At 59.9% G+C, this 16,716-nt stretch carries 9 protein-coding genes and 3 pseudogenes; 3 read left to right on the top strand and 9 right to left on the bottom strand.

Translation table 11 applies throughout. The annotated features are described in order from the left end of the window. Positions 1–446 precede the first annotated feature (446 nt). Positions 447–899, top strand: a complete 453-nt coding sequence (locus MJ8_RS28245) for a hypothetical protein (protein WP_201411878.1) — start codon at positions 447–449, stop codon at positions 897–899. 415 nt (positions 900–1,314) lie between these two features. On the opposite strand, the gene MJ8_RS28250 is transcribed toward MJ8_RS28245, so the two are convergent. From MJ8_RS28250 to MJ8_RS28270, 5 genes and pseudogenes are all read right to left on the bottom strand, one after another. Beyond that, positions 1,315–1,665, bottom strand: a complete 351-nt coding sequence (locus MJ8_RS28250; RefSeq protein WP_201411879.1) for a response regulator — start codon at positions 1,663–1,665, stop codon at positions 1,315–1,317. Between the two features lie 78 nt (positions 1,666–1,743). Then, positions 1,744–3,525: a PAS domain S-box protein gene (locus MJ8_RS28255; RefSeq protein ID WP_201411880.1), complete on the bottom strand. Its 1,782-nt coding sequence runs from the start codon at positions 3,523–3,525 to the stop codon at positions 1,744–1,746. 305 nt (positions 3,526–3,830) lie between these two features. Next, positions 3,831–4,070, bottom strand: coding sequence for a hypothetical protein (locus tag MJ8_RS28260; RefSeq protein ID WP_201411881.1), 240 nt, complete (start codon positions 4,068–4,070; stop codon positions 3,831–3,833). A 1,042-nt stretch (positions 4,071–5,112) separates the two neighbouring features. Further along, a complete protein-coding gene (locus MJ8_RS28265) occupies positions 5,113–6,345 on the bottom strand; it encodes a pilus assembly protein TadG-related protein (protein ID WP_225248063.1) in 1,233 nt (410 codons plus the stop codon). Positions 6,346–7,172: 827 nt separating this feature from the next. Further along, positions 7,173–7,988, bottom strand: a pseudogene (locus MJ8_RS28270) (IS110 family transposase); the annotation flags it as partial. A gap of 1,494 nt (positions 7,989–9,482) precedes the next feature. Between MJ8_RS28270 and MJ8_RS28275 the strand changes: the two are divergent. Together MJ8_RS28275 and MJ8_RS32480 are read left to right on the top strand one after the other, a co-directional pair. Continuing rightward, positions 9,483–9,968: a pyridoxamine 5'-phosphate oxidase family protein gene (locus tag MJ8_RS28275; protein ID WP_201411882.1), complete on the top strand. Its 486-nt coding sequence runs from the start codon at positions 9,483–9,485 to the stop codon at positions 9,966–9,968. Between the two features lie 244 nt (positions 9,969–10,212). Beyond that, positions 10,213–10,314 (top strand): annotated as a pseudogene (locus MJ8_RS32480) (IS481 family transposase); the annotation flags it as partial. 723 nt (positions 10,315–11,037) lie between these two features. Here MJ8_RS32480 and MJ8_RS28280 read toward each other — a convergent pair. The 4 genes and pseudogenes from MJ8_RS28280 to MJ8_RS28290 form a co-directional block, all read right to left on the bottom strand. Beyond that, entirely contained in the window at positions 11,038–12,561 is a 1,524-nt protein-coding gene (locus tag MJ8_RS28280; RefSeq protein ID WP_263649713.1) for a PAS domain-containing sensor histidine kinase, read from the bottom strand. 327 nt (positions 12,562–12,888) lie between these two features. Next, positions 12,889–12,981, bottom strand: a pseudogene (locus tag MJ8_RS32845) (transposase); the annotation flags it as partial. A 630-nt stretch (positions 12,982–13,611) separates the two neighbouring features. Further along, complete coding sequence (locus MJ8_RS28285) at positions 13,612–14,952, bottom strand: HlyD family type I secretion periplasmic adaptor subunit (RefSeq protein WP_201411883.1); 1,341 nt, start codon at positions 14,950–14,952, stop codon at positions 13,612–13,614. Beyond that, positions 14,949–16,649, bottom strand: a complete 1,701-nt coding sequence (locus tag MJ8_RS28290; protein WP_201411884.1) for a type I secretion system permease/ATPase — start codon at positions 16,647–16,649, stop codon at positions 14,949–14,951. Before MJ8_RS28290 ends, MJ8_RS28285 begins: the two co-directional genes overlap by 4 nt. Between the last annotated feature and the right edge of the window lie 67 nt (positions 16,650–16,716).

Raw genomic sequence — 16,716 nt, forward strand, 5'->3', positions numbered from 1 at the left:
GTCCCCTTCGGGCCAACCAAGTTACTGTCGAAGCTCTTCGCCGCGCTCTTGAATCAGCTGGCGTCGAATTCATACCGGAGAATGGTGGGGGACCAGGCGTCCGACTTGTCCACCGGTTGGATGGCAGATGACCGTTGGTCCAACTGTTCTAGGGCTCGAGAGTGTGGTCCATCGCGGGCCGACGGTAAGAGTCCCGATATAAAGACTTTCTCATCCAGGCGCTGCGTCGGCCGCTACCTTGAGGCTCTGTCTGTCTCCTTGGACCCTAACTCAATCGGCGGCAAGGCTGCTGCCCAGCAGGATGCCGGCCTCGCTCTCATGCAGCAGGCCGTCGACGCCGGCATTGAGCTTCCACGTCTTCAGATCGTAATCGGTTCCGGTGGTCGAGGTCTTGGGCGTGCCAAGTCGAATGAGATCCTGTGCCGGAACGATAGCCGCTAGTTCACGTGCGCCTGCTCGATCTGGTCGGCCGGTACAAGCGGGCCTCGATTACGCACGGCAAACAGGAGTTCATCCTCCTCCGTCAGCCCGTTCATAAAGAGTTTGAAGATGTGGACGGCAACTTTCTCGCAACGCGGACTGTTTGCGGGAATACCCCGCTCCTGGCTGATGCTCCTGTATACGCGGGTAAGCATTTCGAGTTCGTCACTCGTGACGACCTGGCCCGGATACAACATAGCCTTTCCTCCTTGAAAGCTACCAAGCGCAAAGAGTGCGGCAAGCGTGTGAATTCCGCAATCAATTATGATGTGATCGGATATCCACTGTCGGCAGTGCCGGTTCTAAAGGGCCGAGTTCAGTATTGGAAGTCTTGCGAATATTCGCGAATGGAACGATCACGCATACCGGCAAGCAGCGCCTTTGCCATCGCCGTTTCCCGGCATATTAGCTGCTCTTAAGGTCGGATGAGAGCTTGGCGGTCATCCTCTCCTGACTGCTTCGTGCCTAAGGCAGACCGGCCGCTCTGAAGTCCAGTGTGTTGGTGGGAGCGTGGTCCTCGGCATCGGTAACTTGCGATGACTATGAATGAAATTAGTCCATCTTTCGCTAACCGGGTGGTAGCAATCGATCCTGATCGCATATTGCTGACTATTGACAAAGCACTCCAGGCAAGCTCAGGAGGACGAATGGTTAGAATGCGTCCGCGAGGGTGGAAGCGCATTAAAATTTGTCAGTGTACGGTCGAGACCACGGCCAACTTTTACCCGTTGACCCCGGCCGCGGTCTTTTAGTTTCGGGCTCAATGCCGCCGTGCCGCGGTGGGCCGGTGAGTGTCACAGCAGGCCTAATGTCCACCTGGGTGTCGAATAGCCCTCAGTTCTCGACCATCGCCTTGGCAATCTCGACGAGCTTCGGCATGGAGGCCGGCTTCAGGAGAAAATGGCCCTTGCGGAACACGTCGGTCCTCTCATCCAGAGGGGTTCCGGAATGGACTATGAATGGCACGTCTCTTTCCGCAAGTGTGCCGGCGATAGCGTTGCATGAGCCGTCCGCCAGCTCGACGTCGACTATAGCCAGATTTGGCGTGAGATCGCCGAGGAGCCGATCGGCCTCCTCGCAGGACCGCGCCACTATCACCGCAAAGCCAGCTTCGGCCAAATGCGCTTCTACGTCGAGGACGATGAGCATTTCGTCTTCGAGGACGAGAGCTATCGGCGCTTCCATGGCAAATCCCTCAACCCGCCATGATGAGTTGACATATTTAAGCAATTTCGCAGATTTTTGCGAGTCGCTTCTCCCCTTCTAGGCCCCACTGACAATCGAAGCCTCCACTGCCGGCAGGGGGGCTTCCAGCGTCCAGACGATGCCATGGTCGCCGTAGTCCAGGTTGCCGCTGCCCAAGACCGCCTGGGGAGCTACCCGCTTCAGCACCACCGATCCAAATCCGCCCTGTCCAATGGTCTGAACTTTTGGGCCGTCTGTCTCATTCCACGTAAGCCGGAATAGCCGCTGAGCTCCTGAACCCGAAATCTCCCAGCTTACCGAAATCGCTCCGTCGTCTCCCGAAAGCACGCCGTATTTGGCTGAATTGGTGGCCAGTTCATGGAAGGCAATGCCGATATGCTGAACCGCATTGGGGTTGAGAACGATGGTCGGCCCGGACATGGAGATACGTCCCTCGCTGCCGAACGGCTCAGCCTGCGACAGCAGGAGTTCGAAGACCGTCACTCCCTTCCAGTCGCCGCTGACAAGGAGATCATGCGAGCGTGACAGGGCCATGATCCGCTCACGAACCTGCCGTTCGAAAGCTGTGGGATTGTCCGCCCGCTTGTTGGTTTCCCTGATCATCGAGAGAATGACGGAATATTGGTTTTTGACCCTGTGGTTGACCTCGCGCATCAGCATGCGAATGCGATGCTCATGCTCCTTCGTTGCCGTGATATCCCGGGCGATCTTCGAAGCGCCGATGATCTGCCCGGCCGCATTGCGCACAGGCGATATCGTCAGCGAGACTGGAACAATGCTGCCGTCCTTTCGCTGTCGTACCGTTTCGAAGGGGTCGACCCGTTCCCCGCGGCGGATCCGTTCAATGATGCGGGGCTCTTCATCCTGGCGGTCGTCTGGTATCAGCATCGTCACGGACCGCCCGATGGCCTCCTCGGCCGTGTAGCCGAACAGCTGTTCGGCACCGTGGTTCCAGCTCGTGATGATCGTGTTCAGATCCTTGCTGACGATGGCATCGAACGAGGATTCCACGATGGCCGACAGACGATTGCGGACATCCTCGGCCCGGTCGCGCTCCGTCAGGTCAAGCAACATATTGCCCGCACCGATCAGATTGCCATCCTCGTCTTGTATCGGTGTCGGGTAGGGCTGGAACGGGAAGAAGGACCCATCCGGGCGTTGGGCTATGGCCCGCCGGTCGTATACGGGCCGGTTCTCCTTGAGCGCAATCGCCATCGGATATTCGTCGTGAGGCAGTTCCTTGCCGTTAGGCGTGAACAGCTTGAATGTGGCGTAATATTTGTCCTTGCCGATTTCGGGCTTCCGGCCCGCGAGGTCTGCTGCGGCGCGGTTGTAGTAAGTGATCGTCCCTTCCGCGTCAGTCGTGTAGATGGCCATGGGAAGCGCATCCAGGATCTGGAAATAGGCGCTTTCCCTGCGCCTCACCTCGCCGCGAGCAAGCTCCAGGTCTGTTACATCGACGGTGAAGCATCTGGTGTTGATCAGCTTGCCATCGCGGAAATGGCCGCTCGACGTGATTTCGACATGCTTGATCGATCCGTTGGAGGCTCTCACGCGCGCCGGATACCTCACGATCTTTTCGCCACGGCAGAGGCGGCCCAGGATGTCTTCAATCACGTCGCGGTCACGATAGAACTCGGCGATGTGCCGGCCGACATATTCCTCCGCGGGATAGCCCATCATCTCGAGTTCAGCCTTGTTGGCATGAAGAATCACGCCATCTGTGCCGACCAGGTGCAGTGCGACGGCACCGTTCTCGAAGAAATCGCGGTAGTCAAACTTCGCGTCGTCACCGGCGTTGCCCTCGGCGATAGCTGTGCCCAGCGGCAGTTCTCTCATCCCCAGCCCTCTTTAGAAAAAACCTGTAGAAACGCCATTCGGGACAATTCGTTCCCGTGCATCTTTGCAGACGGTTGGGCGGGAGCGCGCTGTCTCTTCAGGGCGGTGGGCGCCTAAGGCCGGCACGATCACAGAGTTGTAAATCGTCTCGCTTCGCCGTTTGCTCTAAGTGTCAAGGCGATCCACACCCCCGGATCAAAACGGGCGCCGAATTCCACTTCGGCTACCGTAGGAGGCCCGCCATTTCGTGGCGGGCCTCTTACTCTATCCCAACGAGCCGGCGCTCAAGACAACTCGCGATCATTTCATGCGGTGGTCTTGTCGTGAGTCGATTCGGGTGAAGTGATGACACCTGGCGATCGCGCCGTTCGCCCGGTTCGCATCTTGAGGGCATTGCGAAACGCTGCCGCGCCGATCTCGCATCCGTGTCGCGAAGGGCCGTTGGAGCTGATAACGACACGAGCCTGATCGAGGGTCAGGCCGAATTTTGCGGCCAGTTCGGGTGCCGTGAAGCTGTTTTGCCGGCTTTCTATTGGTTTGCTCAAATGGCATCCTCCTGCTGCACGCGTGCGAAGCGTAACGCCGTCAATGCTCGAAGGTTTTAACGATCTTGAAATCCTGGCCTCTGTCTGGCTGAGATATGCTGCTCCGCCCCAACGCGGGGCTCGGACCGGTCCGTGAAATCCTGTGTCACCATGATAAGCGGACCGGCCCGACTAGGTTTCATCGGCAGCAGAATGGCTTTGGAATCTTCCTCTTCACCAACGATGCAGACGGCCGCGCTTCCCGGCGAGAAGGGACTGATGCCGTGCACTTACCATCTGTTGCGGGAATCGGACCTATGCGCCGCGCCGATCAGACCTAGGTCGCAATTGTAAGCTGAATAGCAAATCAGCCATTCTCACCCTGCGCAGGCCTTAGAGCCCGCCACCGCTCTAACCAGCGCATTGCCCGGCTTGTTCAACGCTCCATAGCCGAACCATCTCCGCCAAGAGAGGACAAGCCGGGCACCTTTCAGCGTAACCGCACCGATCAGTTTGAATTGAAAAGCCGCTGCAAATGAGCGATGTGCTCCGCCTCGGCCTCCAAGAAGTTCTTCAGGAATTCTTGCGCTTCGTCGGTCGGGTGACCGTCCCTGGCCAACCTGTCGATGAGGGTGCGCTGGGAGCGATCAGCGCCGCGCCTTCTCTGCCATGGCTCTGCAATTTGCAGTGGAGTTTCGCGACGAGGCATTACTTTCTGACGATCCAATCCAGCAATTGAGGATCGATGGACTGAGACCCTGTGTAGGTCCGGACAAGCGCCTCGGCTAACGGCCGCCACTCACCTTCGGGCATTTTCTTGTCACGGACTTCGGTTTGGAAGGCTAATCGCAAGACTTCGGCGTCCATTGCAGAAAAGAGCTTTTGAATTCGCCATGTTGCCCTCATTTTGCGGGGCGAAGACCATTCCCGGCGAAGCGGTTAGAATATCGATTTCGCGAGTCTCCGCTCTGGAGGCTAAACCTAAAAGGCGAGGCCTAAACGACTTACAACTCTGTGATCGTGCCTGTCTGTCGAGGATTGTATACTCAATCGTCCCGCTGATTTACTCGACCACGGCAACCGACTGGGCGGCCGGCATGTCCTTCATCCCCAAGCTTGAGCAGTCTTGGTTGATGGTCGAATTGCCCGACCACTGGATAGTGTCGGCGACGACCTGCGTGCATCCGTTCACGCCAGAGAAATTGCCGAGATAGCTGACCTGCTGTTTGGGAAAGTAGATGGCGCCGGTCAACAGCGAAGTCGCGGTGCCGTTGAAGGTGCTGGAGGCGCTGCTGCCTGCTCTGTCGCCGTAGAACAGCACTCCCGAATAGGTGCCCGAGGTGGGCGCGCTCAGCGTCACGGTGGCGTTGCCGTTAATGCTTACGGTGTTGCTGCCGGCCATGAAGATGGTCACGCCGCTGCCTAAAACAACCGCGTTGGCATTAATCTTCATATTGCCCTGGACGACATACACCCCGGGGGAAAGCGTGACGGTGCCGCTCAGACTCATGCCGCTGCAATAGGTCCCGGGCTGGAGCGTTTGCGCTTGCTTGCCGTTGTTGATGGTCTGGCAGGGGTTGGTAGCAGCGGGTGCCGGCAGGCTGGCGAACGGATCGGAGACGGGCAGCGCGTCGGTGATCGGTGACTTGCAAACCGTGGTCACCGGGTTGTTCAGCGAAATGCCGCCCGCAGAGATGAGGCAGTCGGCCTGCAGGCCTGCCGAGCCCTGCACCTTGATGGCGTCGCTGGCAATCGAATCCGCCATGACCGAGCAGCCGGTGAGCTTAACGCTCGTGTTGCCGGAAAACAGCGCCGCCTTCGAGGCTGAGGGATTTAGCGCCAGAACACAGGCCTTTGAAGCGTCCGTGATTAGCGCGACTGACCTCGCCTGTTCTGGCACCTTGGTCTGGGTGAAGATGGAGGTGAATATCCGGTCGAGGTTCTGGTTGAGGATCACCTCCACCGCCTTCTTGCCAGTGTTCGGCCCCGAGGTTGGCGGCGTGTTGACGACGATGGTGCCGCTGCCCAGTCCGTTCGAGGCCGCTGACGACGTGGCAGCCGCGGTGATGGTCGTCGTATCTGACCCCTGAACCCTTTCCAGCGCGCCGGCGTAGGCGGCAGCGTCGGCGATCGCCTGCAGCTTTAGGCTCGAATAATACCAATACGAGGTCTCAACACCCAGTCCTGCGCCGCCGACGACAACGGGCAGGGTCAGCGCGAAGATGGTCGCAACGTTTCCGCCAGCTCCCTGGCGGATTTCCCGAATTAGATCCCAAATGCGCGTATTCGCTGCCACCCAATATTAGTAGGCGCACATATGTGAACGAATAGTGAAACTGCTGGGTGTGGCGCCGCGCCCCCAATGGCGGACATGCTTCTTTTTCAGGAAGTGCCGGCGGCGCGCGCATCCAGGCCGTCGCGATGATCAGGACCAAGCCGACCAAGAGCGAAATTGCGAATGAGGGGACCGTTGTCGTTACCGTCGAGGCGAAGACGACGGATGAATGGCCCATCGGCATGCGGCCGCTCGGCACTCACCCTTCCCGGCTGAAATTTGCTCGGCCATCCCCGAAGCGCCGCACATTGCGTTAAGCCTCCGAAACCATTCAGAAATCGTCATCGCCGCAGGGTGCAGCGAATGTTCATACATTGTGAAATTGCCACCCAGCCCATTGAAAACAAACGACCGCCATGGCGCGCAATGTGCGCCCTTTTATCCTGCCGTCTTAATCGGCTGTGCTTCGAGAGACTTCTGCAACATTGTCGTTCCTCTTCCAGAGTGCGATAATATACGAATCTATTCTCTGCGTCACGATCCGGGATTCGGAGGTCGAGTTCCGATGCGCCGTGCAGTCTTCCGCGCTCTGCGACGGGGTGTTTCGGCTGCACTTCTGCAGCGCTCGAGCCGTCGTGGCGCAATTTGCCATGGGTCTGACGGAGCAGCGTCACAGGCAATCGAGCGCGGTCCGGCCGTCTTTCGATCGGCGCGGCCGCAGGCAGGATAACGTGCGTTCCGCCGTTCCTGGTCTGCATCGGTCCTCATCCGCCGGAGCGGATCTCCTTGGTCTCAGATGGCGCCCATCAGCGTGCGGGCGCCATGCGTTTGAACGGTCGGTCTTCTGCTCATCGATGCGCCCCCAACAGCTTGCGGGCCTTGTCGTGCTCGCGCCGGCCGGCATCCGCCTGGCTTGCAGCAGCATCGCCGACATAGAGCGTTCCGTCGCACTACATGGCATGCATGATCACCGCCAGCTTGCGCGCCACCGCGACACAGGCCTTGCGGTGGTACGAGCGCCTGGCCCCAGCTCTTGACCTTGTCGGCGCCCTTGAAGCGCGTCATCAATCCGGACGCCGCCTCGTAGAGCGCGCGCCGCATATCCGCGTCGCCGGCCTTCGAGATGCGTCCCTGGACGTCGATCGTCGAGCCGAACTGCCAGCGACGCGAGGTCAAGCCGAAGTAGGCCGCGACGTCACGCGAGCGACGGAAGCGCGACGGGTCGTCGACCGCGGTCATGAACGAGAGCGCCGTCACCGGCCCGACGCCGGGATGGCCATGAAGCGCCGGCAGGTCTCGTTGCGGGCGACGATCTTCACGACGACATCGTGCAGCCGGCAATACTGTTTCCACAGTGCCGCGCGCGCCGTCAGCATGGCGTCCATCAGTTCGGCCGAGAGCGGATCGTCTGCCGCCGCAGTGCGCACAGCCTGCTCGAAAGCCGCCCGTCCGACCTTGCTCAGGCGAATGTCGAACGCCTTCAGCGAGTGCCGGATGGCGTTCTCCAGGTCGAGGAACTTGGCCTTCAGGTTGCGCCGGTGCGTCAAGAGAAGCTTCGTGCGGTAGTAAGCCTGCGACTTGATGTAGGCTTGGCGGAACCAGCCGGTGCGCATCAGATGAGCAATCGAGTACCGGTCGGGTCTGCGCTGTGCCGACATCGCCGCAGCGCTGATGCCCTTCATAATAGGCTAATTCAAGGCCTCCTGGTGCCGTTGTCTCTCTACGCAGCCCTTGCGTACGTTGCGCGATGTTGCTTCTGCAAGCCTTGCGGGGATAAGAGATGTCCCACGATACATGCCTATGAGCCTATCGCGACGGTGGGGTAGATGCAGTCAAGCCTTCTCAAAGCGCAATTTCCACCGATCCTGATCGAGTCCGCGTCCTGGAGGAGCTCCAAGAGACCGGTTATGGTCGATCGCCTGGCATGAGAGAAAGCACCCCGACGACGGGATTTATCGGGATTTTGGAAGCATCAGGGAACATCGCCCCGACGACGGAGATGATCTATGAGGCACGCAATCTTTCCACGCTCGACAAGCTGGACTGCCTCAGAGGAGGCCCGTCAGGTGCATGAGATGAACAATCCGGGTACCGATCGTTTGCACGAACGCACCATCATTGGCCGTCAAATCCCAGCCAAAGAATGCCACCCAACCAAAGAGCACCGCGGCAAATCGCATTAGATAACGCTAATTCACCTGCCCTTTCAAATACCTTAAGAGAGGCAAAAATCGGCGGGTATGCATCAAATGAGTGATGCATCCATGCGCGAATGCCAATTTAACGTGCTGTCGGCCGACTCCCAACCCGAGCCGGCTAGGCCCGGCGGTTCAGGCCAACGCACCCCAACACGTGGAACTGTCAGGCCGCTGCTATGACCAAAGTCCAGCCCTTCCGCTGCTCTGCACGCTATCCCGCGCACGCGCTCACTGTGGAAGCGACAGAATCTCCAAACTGAACGGGGCCGCCTCGTGCAGAATAGCGCGCACGGCTCGCCGGGCGTGAGAAGCTTCTCCATCTGGTGGTCCCGTTAGGATGGAGCAGCAGCGTGCCGGGTCGGCGCCGGGCGGCATGTCGCACCTCAATCTGCTGGCACCCACCTTCTGACGTTGGTTGCCCCGCAGTAGGTGCACGTCATTGTTCGCCCCGGGCAACCTTGCTTGTGCGTTCCAGCCGGACAGCAGGTTCCGCCCGAAGTCTCCCACCGGCTGCAAACAAATATCTTGGCGCCGCCATGACAGACGGCACACCCCGAAGATTGGCTATATTCTACTTTGCTCATGTACATCGCGCCGATCTGGCAGATCGAGCCGCCAAGCAAATTATCTTTTGATGGATACACCCAGAAATAGTCGGATCTCGCGGCGCAGCCGCTCGGCTTGACTTTCATGGAGTGCGGGAAGCCGCCGACCTAAGTCGACAGTTCTAAAGCCTTTGCGCGCTCGTCGCCGATGCGGATGAGCTTCGCCATGCTCTCGGCGTGCGCCGCAGCCCCTTGCTGTGCCGGTTCTTGCTCGAAGACCTATGACAGCGCTTGGGGGTACCGTCCGGCTGTCGAGCCTTAACCGGATTGTCGCCCCCCGCACGGCGAGACTGTGCGGACGGGAACAATCGATGAGAGGCAACGTTGGCTCTAGCGGAATGGAGGTATCCCGGAGATGCAGGAAAATAACGAGTTTGTCGATAAATTTTGGCATTCAATCCGATCCGACATGACGGCCATGGTGGGGGCCGGATCGGTGAGGCCCCGGCCTATGACCGCGCAGTTTGATGGCGCGCAGCCTGTGATCTACTTTTTCACTTCCAAAGAGACGGACCTTGCGAAAGCAGCGGATTCTGCCCCCAAGGCGCAGTTGATTTACGCCGCGAAAGGCCATGACCTATTCGCGACGGTAGATGGCACGTTGGAGGTGCGCAACGATCCGGAACTGATCGAGCGGCTTTGGAATCGCTTTGTGGCGGCGTGGTTCGAAGGCGGAAAGGACGATCCGAAGCTATGCCTGCTGCGTTTCGATCCTGGCTCAGCTGAAGTTTGGAAGGATGCGTCAAGCCTTGTCGCCGGCGTGAAGATGTTCCTGGGCGTGGGTGATCCAAAGGAAGACTACAAGGATGACGTCGCCGAGGTGAAATTGGGTCGCGGCTAAACCGACGGCCAGTCGAAAGTTCCACGGACAGGAAGGCCCGCGCTTCCGCTGCTTCGGGTGTTAGAGTTGGCGGCAGCGCGGCATTTCTCGCAGAGGATGACTCGACAGTCCCAATGCAATGCTTGGGAGGGGCATGCGTCACGGCGACTGAACCTAATCTCGCGTGGAATGTTCCCCCATGTTTGTGGGCAGGCAGCGGTGCAAGGAAGATCCCGTCAAGCGCAGAATCGTCGGTAAGGCCAGGTACCCGCGGACAAATGGGCAGCTCGAAAGGATGAACCGCACCATTAAGGACGCTATCGTCACGCGCTTCTACTACGAGCGCCACGGTCAACTCCGGCAGCACGCCGGGCCCAAACATCTAGTCAGCGGAACAGTTCGGGGTTGGGGCTCCGGGTAACAAAAACCCGCCGGCCGAAGCCAGCGGGCTATGTAGATCTTCATCTGCTGAGATCACGTCAGGGCGGAGGCGGCGCTGACGGCCCTGCGACAATAGCGGAGAGTTTCGCCTTGCGAACAAGCACAGGCTTCTCATAGGTCTTCTTCATAGAAACTCCCCAAGGTCGATAGTCCCTAAACTGCGCGAGGTTGGCCTGTGCTATCGCAGGCTGTCAAGATAGCCCCCCGCCACGGTAGTGCATCACTTTTGGTTTGGCAGGCCTAACTTCTCTCGGAGGGCGCCAAATGCGTTTCGTGCTGGCGCAGAAAGTCCAGCAGCGTTGCCACATCTCTTCCGATTCCTGGGTTGGGAAAGCTTAATCTCTTCGATGATTTGATACTGGCCTGCAATGTGCTCAAGTCCTGCCCCGGATGTGGCGCTTCACCATTTCCAGCTCGCTTTCGCCGTCTTGCGTGCCTTCGGGCTATAGCAGCCTTCTCGGCTCCGCCTAAACAAGCTGTCGGGGTAACGGCGCTTTTCCCATAATTCGGACGCGGGCTGCGACAAGTCGAATTGGATTTAGTTTGGATTTTGGTAATCGTGAAGACTGCTGAACCGAAGTGGTTCGGGGAAGCAAAAACGCCGGTCGCACCACCAATGCGTCAGCCGCCCTTAAGGGCGGGAAAACGCCTATAGAGTAGTCTTAGGCTGGTCGAGAACGGATCGGACCTTGGCGGCAAGTGCATCGAAAGTAAAAGGCTTAGGCAACAGCTGGACGCCCGGGTCCAGCCGGCCGTTGTGCACAATGGCATTTCGCGAGTAGCCCGTCGTGAACAGCACCCTCAATTCCGGCCTGAGCCGCAACGCTTCATCAGCCAAGCGTCGTCCATCCATTCCCGCAGGGAGCACGACGTCGGTAAAGAGCAAGTCAACACGGTCGACGCGAGTGAGGAGATCCAACGCCGCTGGGCCGTTCGGCGCCTCAAGAACGCGGTAGCCGAGTTCCTGCAACACGCCGACGGAATAGCTCCTTAGATCGTCGTGGTCCTCGACAACAAGAATCGTTTCATCGCCTCCGAGTCTCCCCGTGGAATCAGGCGCGTGTCGGTCCGGTTGCGCCGACGCTGCAAATCTTGGCAGATAAAGCTTCACCGTCGTGCCCTGGCCAAGTTCGGAATAGATGCGCACATGTCCATTGCTCTGGCGAATGAACCCGTAGACTTGGCTTAGCCCAAGGCCCGTGCCCTGGCCAACGGGCTTCGTCGTGAAGAAGGGCTCGAAGACGCGCGCGAGCGTGCCGGCATCCATGCCCACCCCGGTGTCGGTCACAGCGATCAGTACGTACTGGCCTGCGGCGACGGGCTCTGCAATTGTCGAAACATAATCGTCATCGAGGAAGGTGTTCCCTGTCTCGATCGTGAGGCGGCCGCCCTCCGGCATGGCGTCCCGGGCGTTGACCGCCAGGTTCAAGATTGCGTTTTCGAGTTCGTTCACGTCCGCGTGCGCCATCCAGAGACCGGGCGCTGTGATAACTTCTAGGCGAACCTCCTCTCCCAAGGTCCGCGCCAGCATGTCTGCCAAGTCCGCAATGAGCCTATTGGCATCGATCGGCTTGGGATCTAACGGTTGGCGTCGCGAGAAGGCGAGCAGACGCGCGGTGAGCTTGGCCGAGCGTTGACTCGCCTGCTGTGCCATCTCGCACGAGCGCCGCAATCGGGTCGTCAGGTTCTGGTCGGAAATTGACGCGATCCCTCGCTCCAACTGCCCCAATCCGCCGATGATGACTGTGAGCAGGTTATTGAAATCGTGGGCGATACCCCCAGCGAGTTGGCCGACAGCCTCCATCTTTTGGGATTGCCGCAATGCCTCCTGCGCCTCGGCGAGCCGCTTTTCCGCCTCGAGACGATCGGTCACGTCATAGACAAACTGGTAGGCTCCGATGCGGCGTCCATCCTTGTCGCGCAGGACGCTGAACTTCATCTCGTAGTGGCGCTGATCGCGCCCCGGATTGCCAAGCGCCTCGATTGTAGTGAACTCCTCGCCGCCGAGCGCGCGGCTCCAAAGCCCCTTGATGGCGGCCTTGTTCTCGGATCGGCCGGCAATGAGATCGGACATATTCGTCCCCACCTCGGGTCGCCAGCCGAAAATTCGCTCGAACTCATCTGCAGCGGTCCGGTTAATAGCGAGCCAGCGATACTCAAGATCCACCACCATCACCAACGCGTCGCTATTCTCGACAATTTCGGCGAGAAGCCGACGCTCGGCCAAAGCCGTTTCGACGCGCTGTTCTAAATCGTGAGTAAGCTCGGTCAGTGCGCGATTGAGCCGCGCGGCTTCATTGAGCGCATTCTGCAATTGCGTCGCCTGTTCGGAAAGTCGACGGCGCGCTTCATCCAGGCTGGCGGCAAGCGTACTGGTCTGCTTGGCCGCCACTGTAGCGGCGGTGGCCGCGCCCTGGGCAGCAGTCACTTGGCGTTCGGACTGCAGGAGCCGTAGAATTGGGAGCAGCAACTCTGACAGGGTGCGGGCGCTGACATGCGGGTGTCCGCCGATAAGCGCGGCGACCGAGACCCCGGCCTCATGCTCCTTCAAAATTCCAATGATCTGCTCTTCAGAGAAGCGGCTGCGCTTCATGTCCTGGTCCTCTCGATGGGCCAGAACGAACTCAAAACTGGATAGAAACTGGGGGCAACGTCACGCTTCCTCATTTTGATTTCGTGTGGATTGCATTCTTCGGTTGGGATTTGGCCGTCAACGATGGTGAATTCGCCGTTGGCCTAAATCCTCAACGACGTAGGCTAGACACACCCATCCAACAAAAGCCGCCCCGGTTAGACGGGGACGGTAATTGATTTATGATAAAATTGGTTGCGGGGACTTGATTCGGAGCCGAGTTTCCGCGGTTGAAAGCTCCCCCTCAGCACACGTACGCACCGCTGTTTACGGTGTCCCTCGACCGTCTCGCCCCGCACAGCCAGTGCCGATCAAGCTTGCACCGTGTCGGATTCAGAATTTCCAATCTCCTTCGCAAGCGCCAGCAATTCGGCTGGAAGTGCCAGACAGAAAGTTCGAAAAGCCTCCAGTTGGCGGGCGTTGCGCGCCAATTTCGGCAAGCGCACGCCATCGTCCCTGTATGATTCCTCGGCCTCTCTACGCCGCTAGATCTCATGGAGAGGCGCGTCTGCTCGAATTCCGCAGTATACTTCTGACAGAATCAGACCTTCGGCAGGGCGCCAACATCGCATGCGGTGATAGTAGCATGGCCTACTTCTGCCGGAACGCGGTGTGCAAGGACGCCGTCAGTGGTCCCAGAACATAATCCAGCGCGGTGCGTTCCTCGGTCACGATCGTAACCTGCGCCGGCATGCCGGGATAGAGCTGGATCTGTGGTGTCGCGGCGAGTTCCCGCTGGTCCACCGCAATGTCGGCGACATAATACGGAAAACCAGTCTTGGCGTCGGTCACACGGTCCGCCGAGATGCGAGTAACGCGGCCGCGGATGACCGGTGTCGTGCGCTGCTTGTAGGAGGTAAATCGGACTTCGGCCGTCATGTCCTGGCGCAGGCTGGATATGTCCTCGACCCGGACCTGGGCCTGCACGATCAGCGAATTCCTCGTCGGAACGATGTCGAGGATGGTCTGGCCGGGGGTGACGACCGCGCCGGTCGAAAAGACCGTCAGGTCCATCACCTGGCCATCATAGGGCGCGCGCACTTCGGCCCGGTTCACGGTGGCTTGCGCGGCAAACATCTTCGGCACAAGGTCGGAAAGGTTCGACTGCGTGTCGATCAACATGGCCGACAGTTTCGCGCGACGCTCATTGGTCAGCTGCGCGATCTGACTTTGGAGTTCCGCCTTGTTTTGGCGATTCCCGGCAATCTCGCCGAGCGCCTGGTCTATGAGGCCCTGCAGGTCGGATGCGGAGCGGTCGAGTTCCAAAATGCGGGTGCGCGTCGTCAAACCGGCCTTCAGCAGCTTGTTTAGACCCGCTTTCTCGTCAACGGTCGACTTGAGCTGCGCGCGGTAAGATTCCACGCGCGCCTCCTTGCCCTCGATCTGCTCCTCGAGTTCGGCGATCCGCTTTTGCAGGATCTTCGTGGCGCCGGCCATCGAGGCGCGCTGGCTCTCGAGGTCGGTGATCTGGTTGGCCATTGCGTCCTGCAGATAGCCCTGATGCTCAGCGGCAATATCCTTGGGGAAGGCGACCGCCGCGCTGCCGTCGAGCTCGGCGCGAATGCGCGCATCCGTTGCGCGCAGCAGCGCATATTGCTGGGAGTAGAGGTTGAACTCCGAACGGGCACGCGTGTCGTCTAGCACGACCAGCACATCGCCTGCCTTGACGATGTCGCCGTCCTTCACGCGGATTTCCTTCACGGTGCCGCCATCGAAGTGCTGAACGCTCTTGCGGTTGCCCTCGACCTTCACCATCGCGTCGGCAAGCACGGCGCCGTTGAGCGGCGCGACCGCCGCCCAGCCGCCGAATACGCCGAAGAACGCAGCGATGATGAGCAAACCGACCCAGACGGGCCCTCGGATCGAATCCGCGTCGGCGCCCGCGTTGACGACGTCGGGCAGACTGCGGTACGTGGCGGCGACATCGGTCATTGGGTTGCCACAGCCATCGGCGCGGCGCGCTGGTTGAGCAGCGCCACGATCTCGTTCCTCATGCCGAAGGCCTCGACACTGCCATCCCTGAGGAGCAGGATCTTGTCGACATTGGCCAAGGTCGAGGGCCTGTGCGAGACGATGATTACGGTACTACCGCGACGCTTGAGCTCCAGCGCGCATTCGGCGAGCGCACGGTCGCCGTCGGCGTCAAGATTGGAACTCGGTTCATCGAGCACGATAAGGTTTGGCGAGCCGAAAACTGCGCGCGCAAGCGCGATGCGCTGCCGGTAACCGCCCGACAGCACTGCGCCGCCCTCGCCGATCTGTGTCTCATAGCCTTGCGGCAGGCGGATGATCGTTTCATGCACGCCAGCGAGCCGAGCGGCCTCGATCACCTCGCGGTCGACATCGGTTTTGAAGCGGCCAATATTGGCGGCCACGCTGTCGGAAAACAGCTCGATGTCCTGCGGCAGATACCCGATATGGTCGCCGAGCGCTTCCCTGCCCCATTGCGTCATGTCGGCGCCATCCAGCCTGACCGTGCCCCGGCTCGGCTGCATGATGCCGGCGAGATGACGGGCGAGTGTCGACTTACCGGCACCGGACGGTCCGACGATGCCGAGAGCCTCGCCGGCCTCAAGCTTGAACGAGACATCGCGCAACAGCACCTTCTGCAGGTTCGGAATGGCGAAGGTAAGCTGTTCGACCGCGATTTTGCCGGTGGGCTTGGGAAGGTTGAACGACCGTTCCCCTTGCGCTCTGCCGTCAAGCAGATTCTCGACCCTTCCGAGCGCGGCACGCGCCAGGATCAGGCTGCGCCACAGTCCAACGATCTGCTCGACCGGCTGCAGCCCCCTGCCCAGAAGCAGGCTCGCCGCGAACATCGAGCCGCCGGTGATCTGCCGCTCGATGACCAGATAGGCGCCGAGGCCGAGGATCAGCGACTGCATGGTAAGGCGCAGGAAACGGATGATCCCCGACATCAGCGCCGCCCGGTCGCTGGCCTGTCCCTGCCGGCGGAGCGCCATGCTGCGGTCGCGCCCCCAGCGGCGGACGAGGCCGTCGATCATGCCCATGGCGCGGACGACTTCCGCGTTCCTCAGGCTCATTTCTGTGAAATTGTAGTTGGCGGTGGCGAGGTCGTTGGCCTGCTTCAGCGGTGACCTGACGATGTGTTCGTTGAGCACCGCCATGGCGATGAGGATCAGCGACGAACCCAGCGCGAAGAAACCCAGCCAAGGGTGCAGAAGGAAGATAACCCCGATATAGATGGGCGACCACGGTAGATCGAAGAGGGCATGGATGCCGCTGCCGGTGATCACCTGGCGGAACATGTCGAAATCGCGGATCGGCTGGCTTTGCGCAGCGCCCATTGACGGAGTCTCGACTGAGGTCGCCAGGATCCTGGCCGAAAGCAGCCGGTCGAGCCGGGCGCTGGCGCGCGTCAGGATCGCGGCGCGCACGAGGTCGAGGCCGGCAAGCGCCAGGAAAGCGGCCAGCAGCACGAGGGTGAGCATCACCAGCGTCGTCTCGCTGCCGCTGGTGACGACACGGTCGTAGATCTGCAGCATGTACAGCGGTGACGCGAGGTAAAGCAGGTTGATCGCCAGGCTGAACACCGCCGCGAACAGAAAATAGCGGCGGCAGGCGAGAAGCGCTTCCCTGACAATCTTGGATTTTCTGTCGAGACTCAAAATACCCAGCGGAGAACCGCCCCCTGTCCAAACTGCGTGCCCAAACCGATCCTACTCCCGAGCCAAG

Source organism: Mesorhizobium sp. J8, from assembly GCF_016591715.1.
Lineage (GTDB): Bacteria > Pseudomonadota > Alphaproteobacteria > Rhizobiales > Rhizobiaceae > Mesorhizobium.

Bases quoted from the DNA above. Each gene is read 5' to 3' on its own strand.
- MJ8_RS28250 (WP_201411879.1), bottom strand. From the start codon at position 1,665: ATGGAAGCGCCGATAGCTCTCGTCCTCGAAGACGAAATGCTCATCGTC.
- MJ8_RS28255 (WP_201411880.1), bottom strand. From the start codon at position 3,525: ATGAGAGAACTGCCGCTGGGCACAGCTATCGCCGAGGGCAACGCCGGT.
- MJ8_RS28275 (WP_201411882.1), top strand. From the start codon at position 9,483: ATGCAGGAAAATAACGAGTTTGTCGATAAATTTTGGCATTCAATCCGA.
- MJ8_RS28280 (WP_263649713.1), bottom strand. From the start codon at position 12,561: ATGGTGGTGGATCTTGAGTATCGCTGGCTCGCTATTAACCGGACCGCT.
- MJ8_RS28285 (WP_201411883.1), bottom strand. From the start codon at position 14,952: ATGACCGATGTCGCCGCCACGTACCGCAGTCTGCCCGACGTCGTCAAC.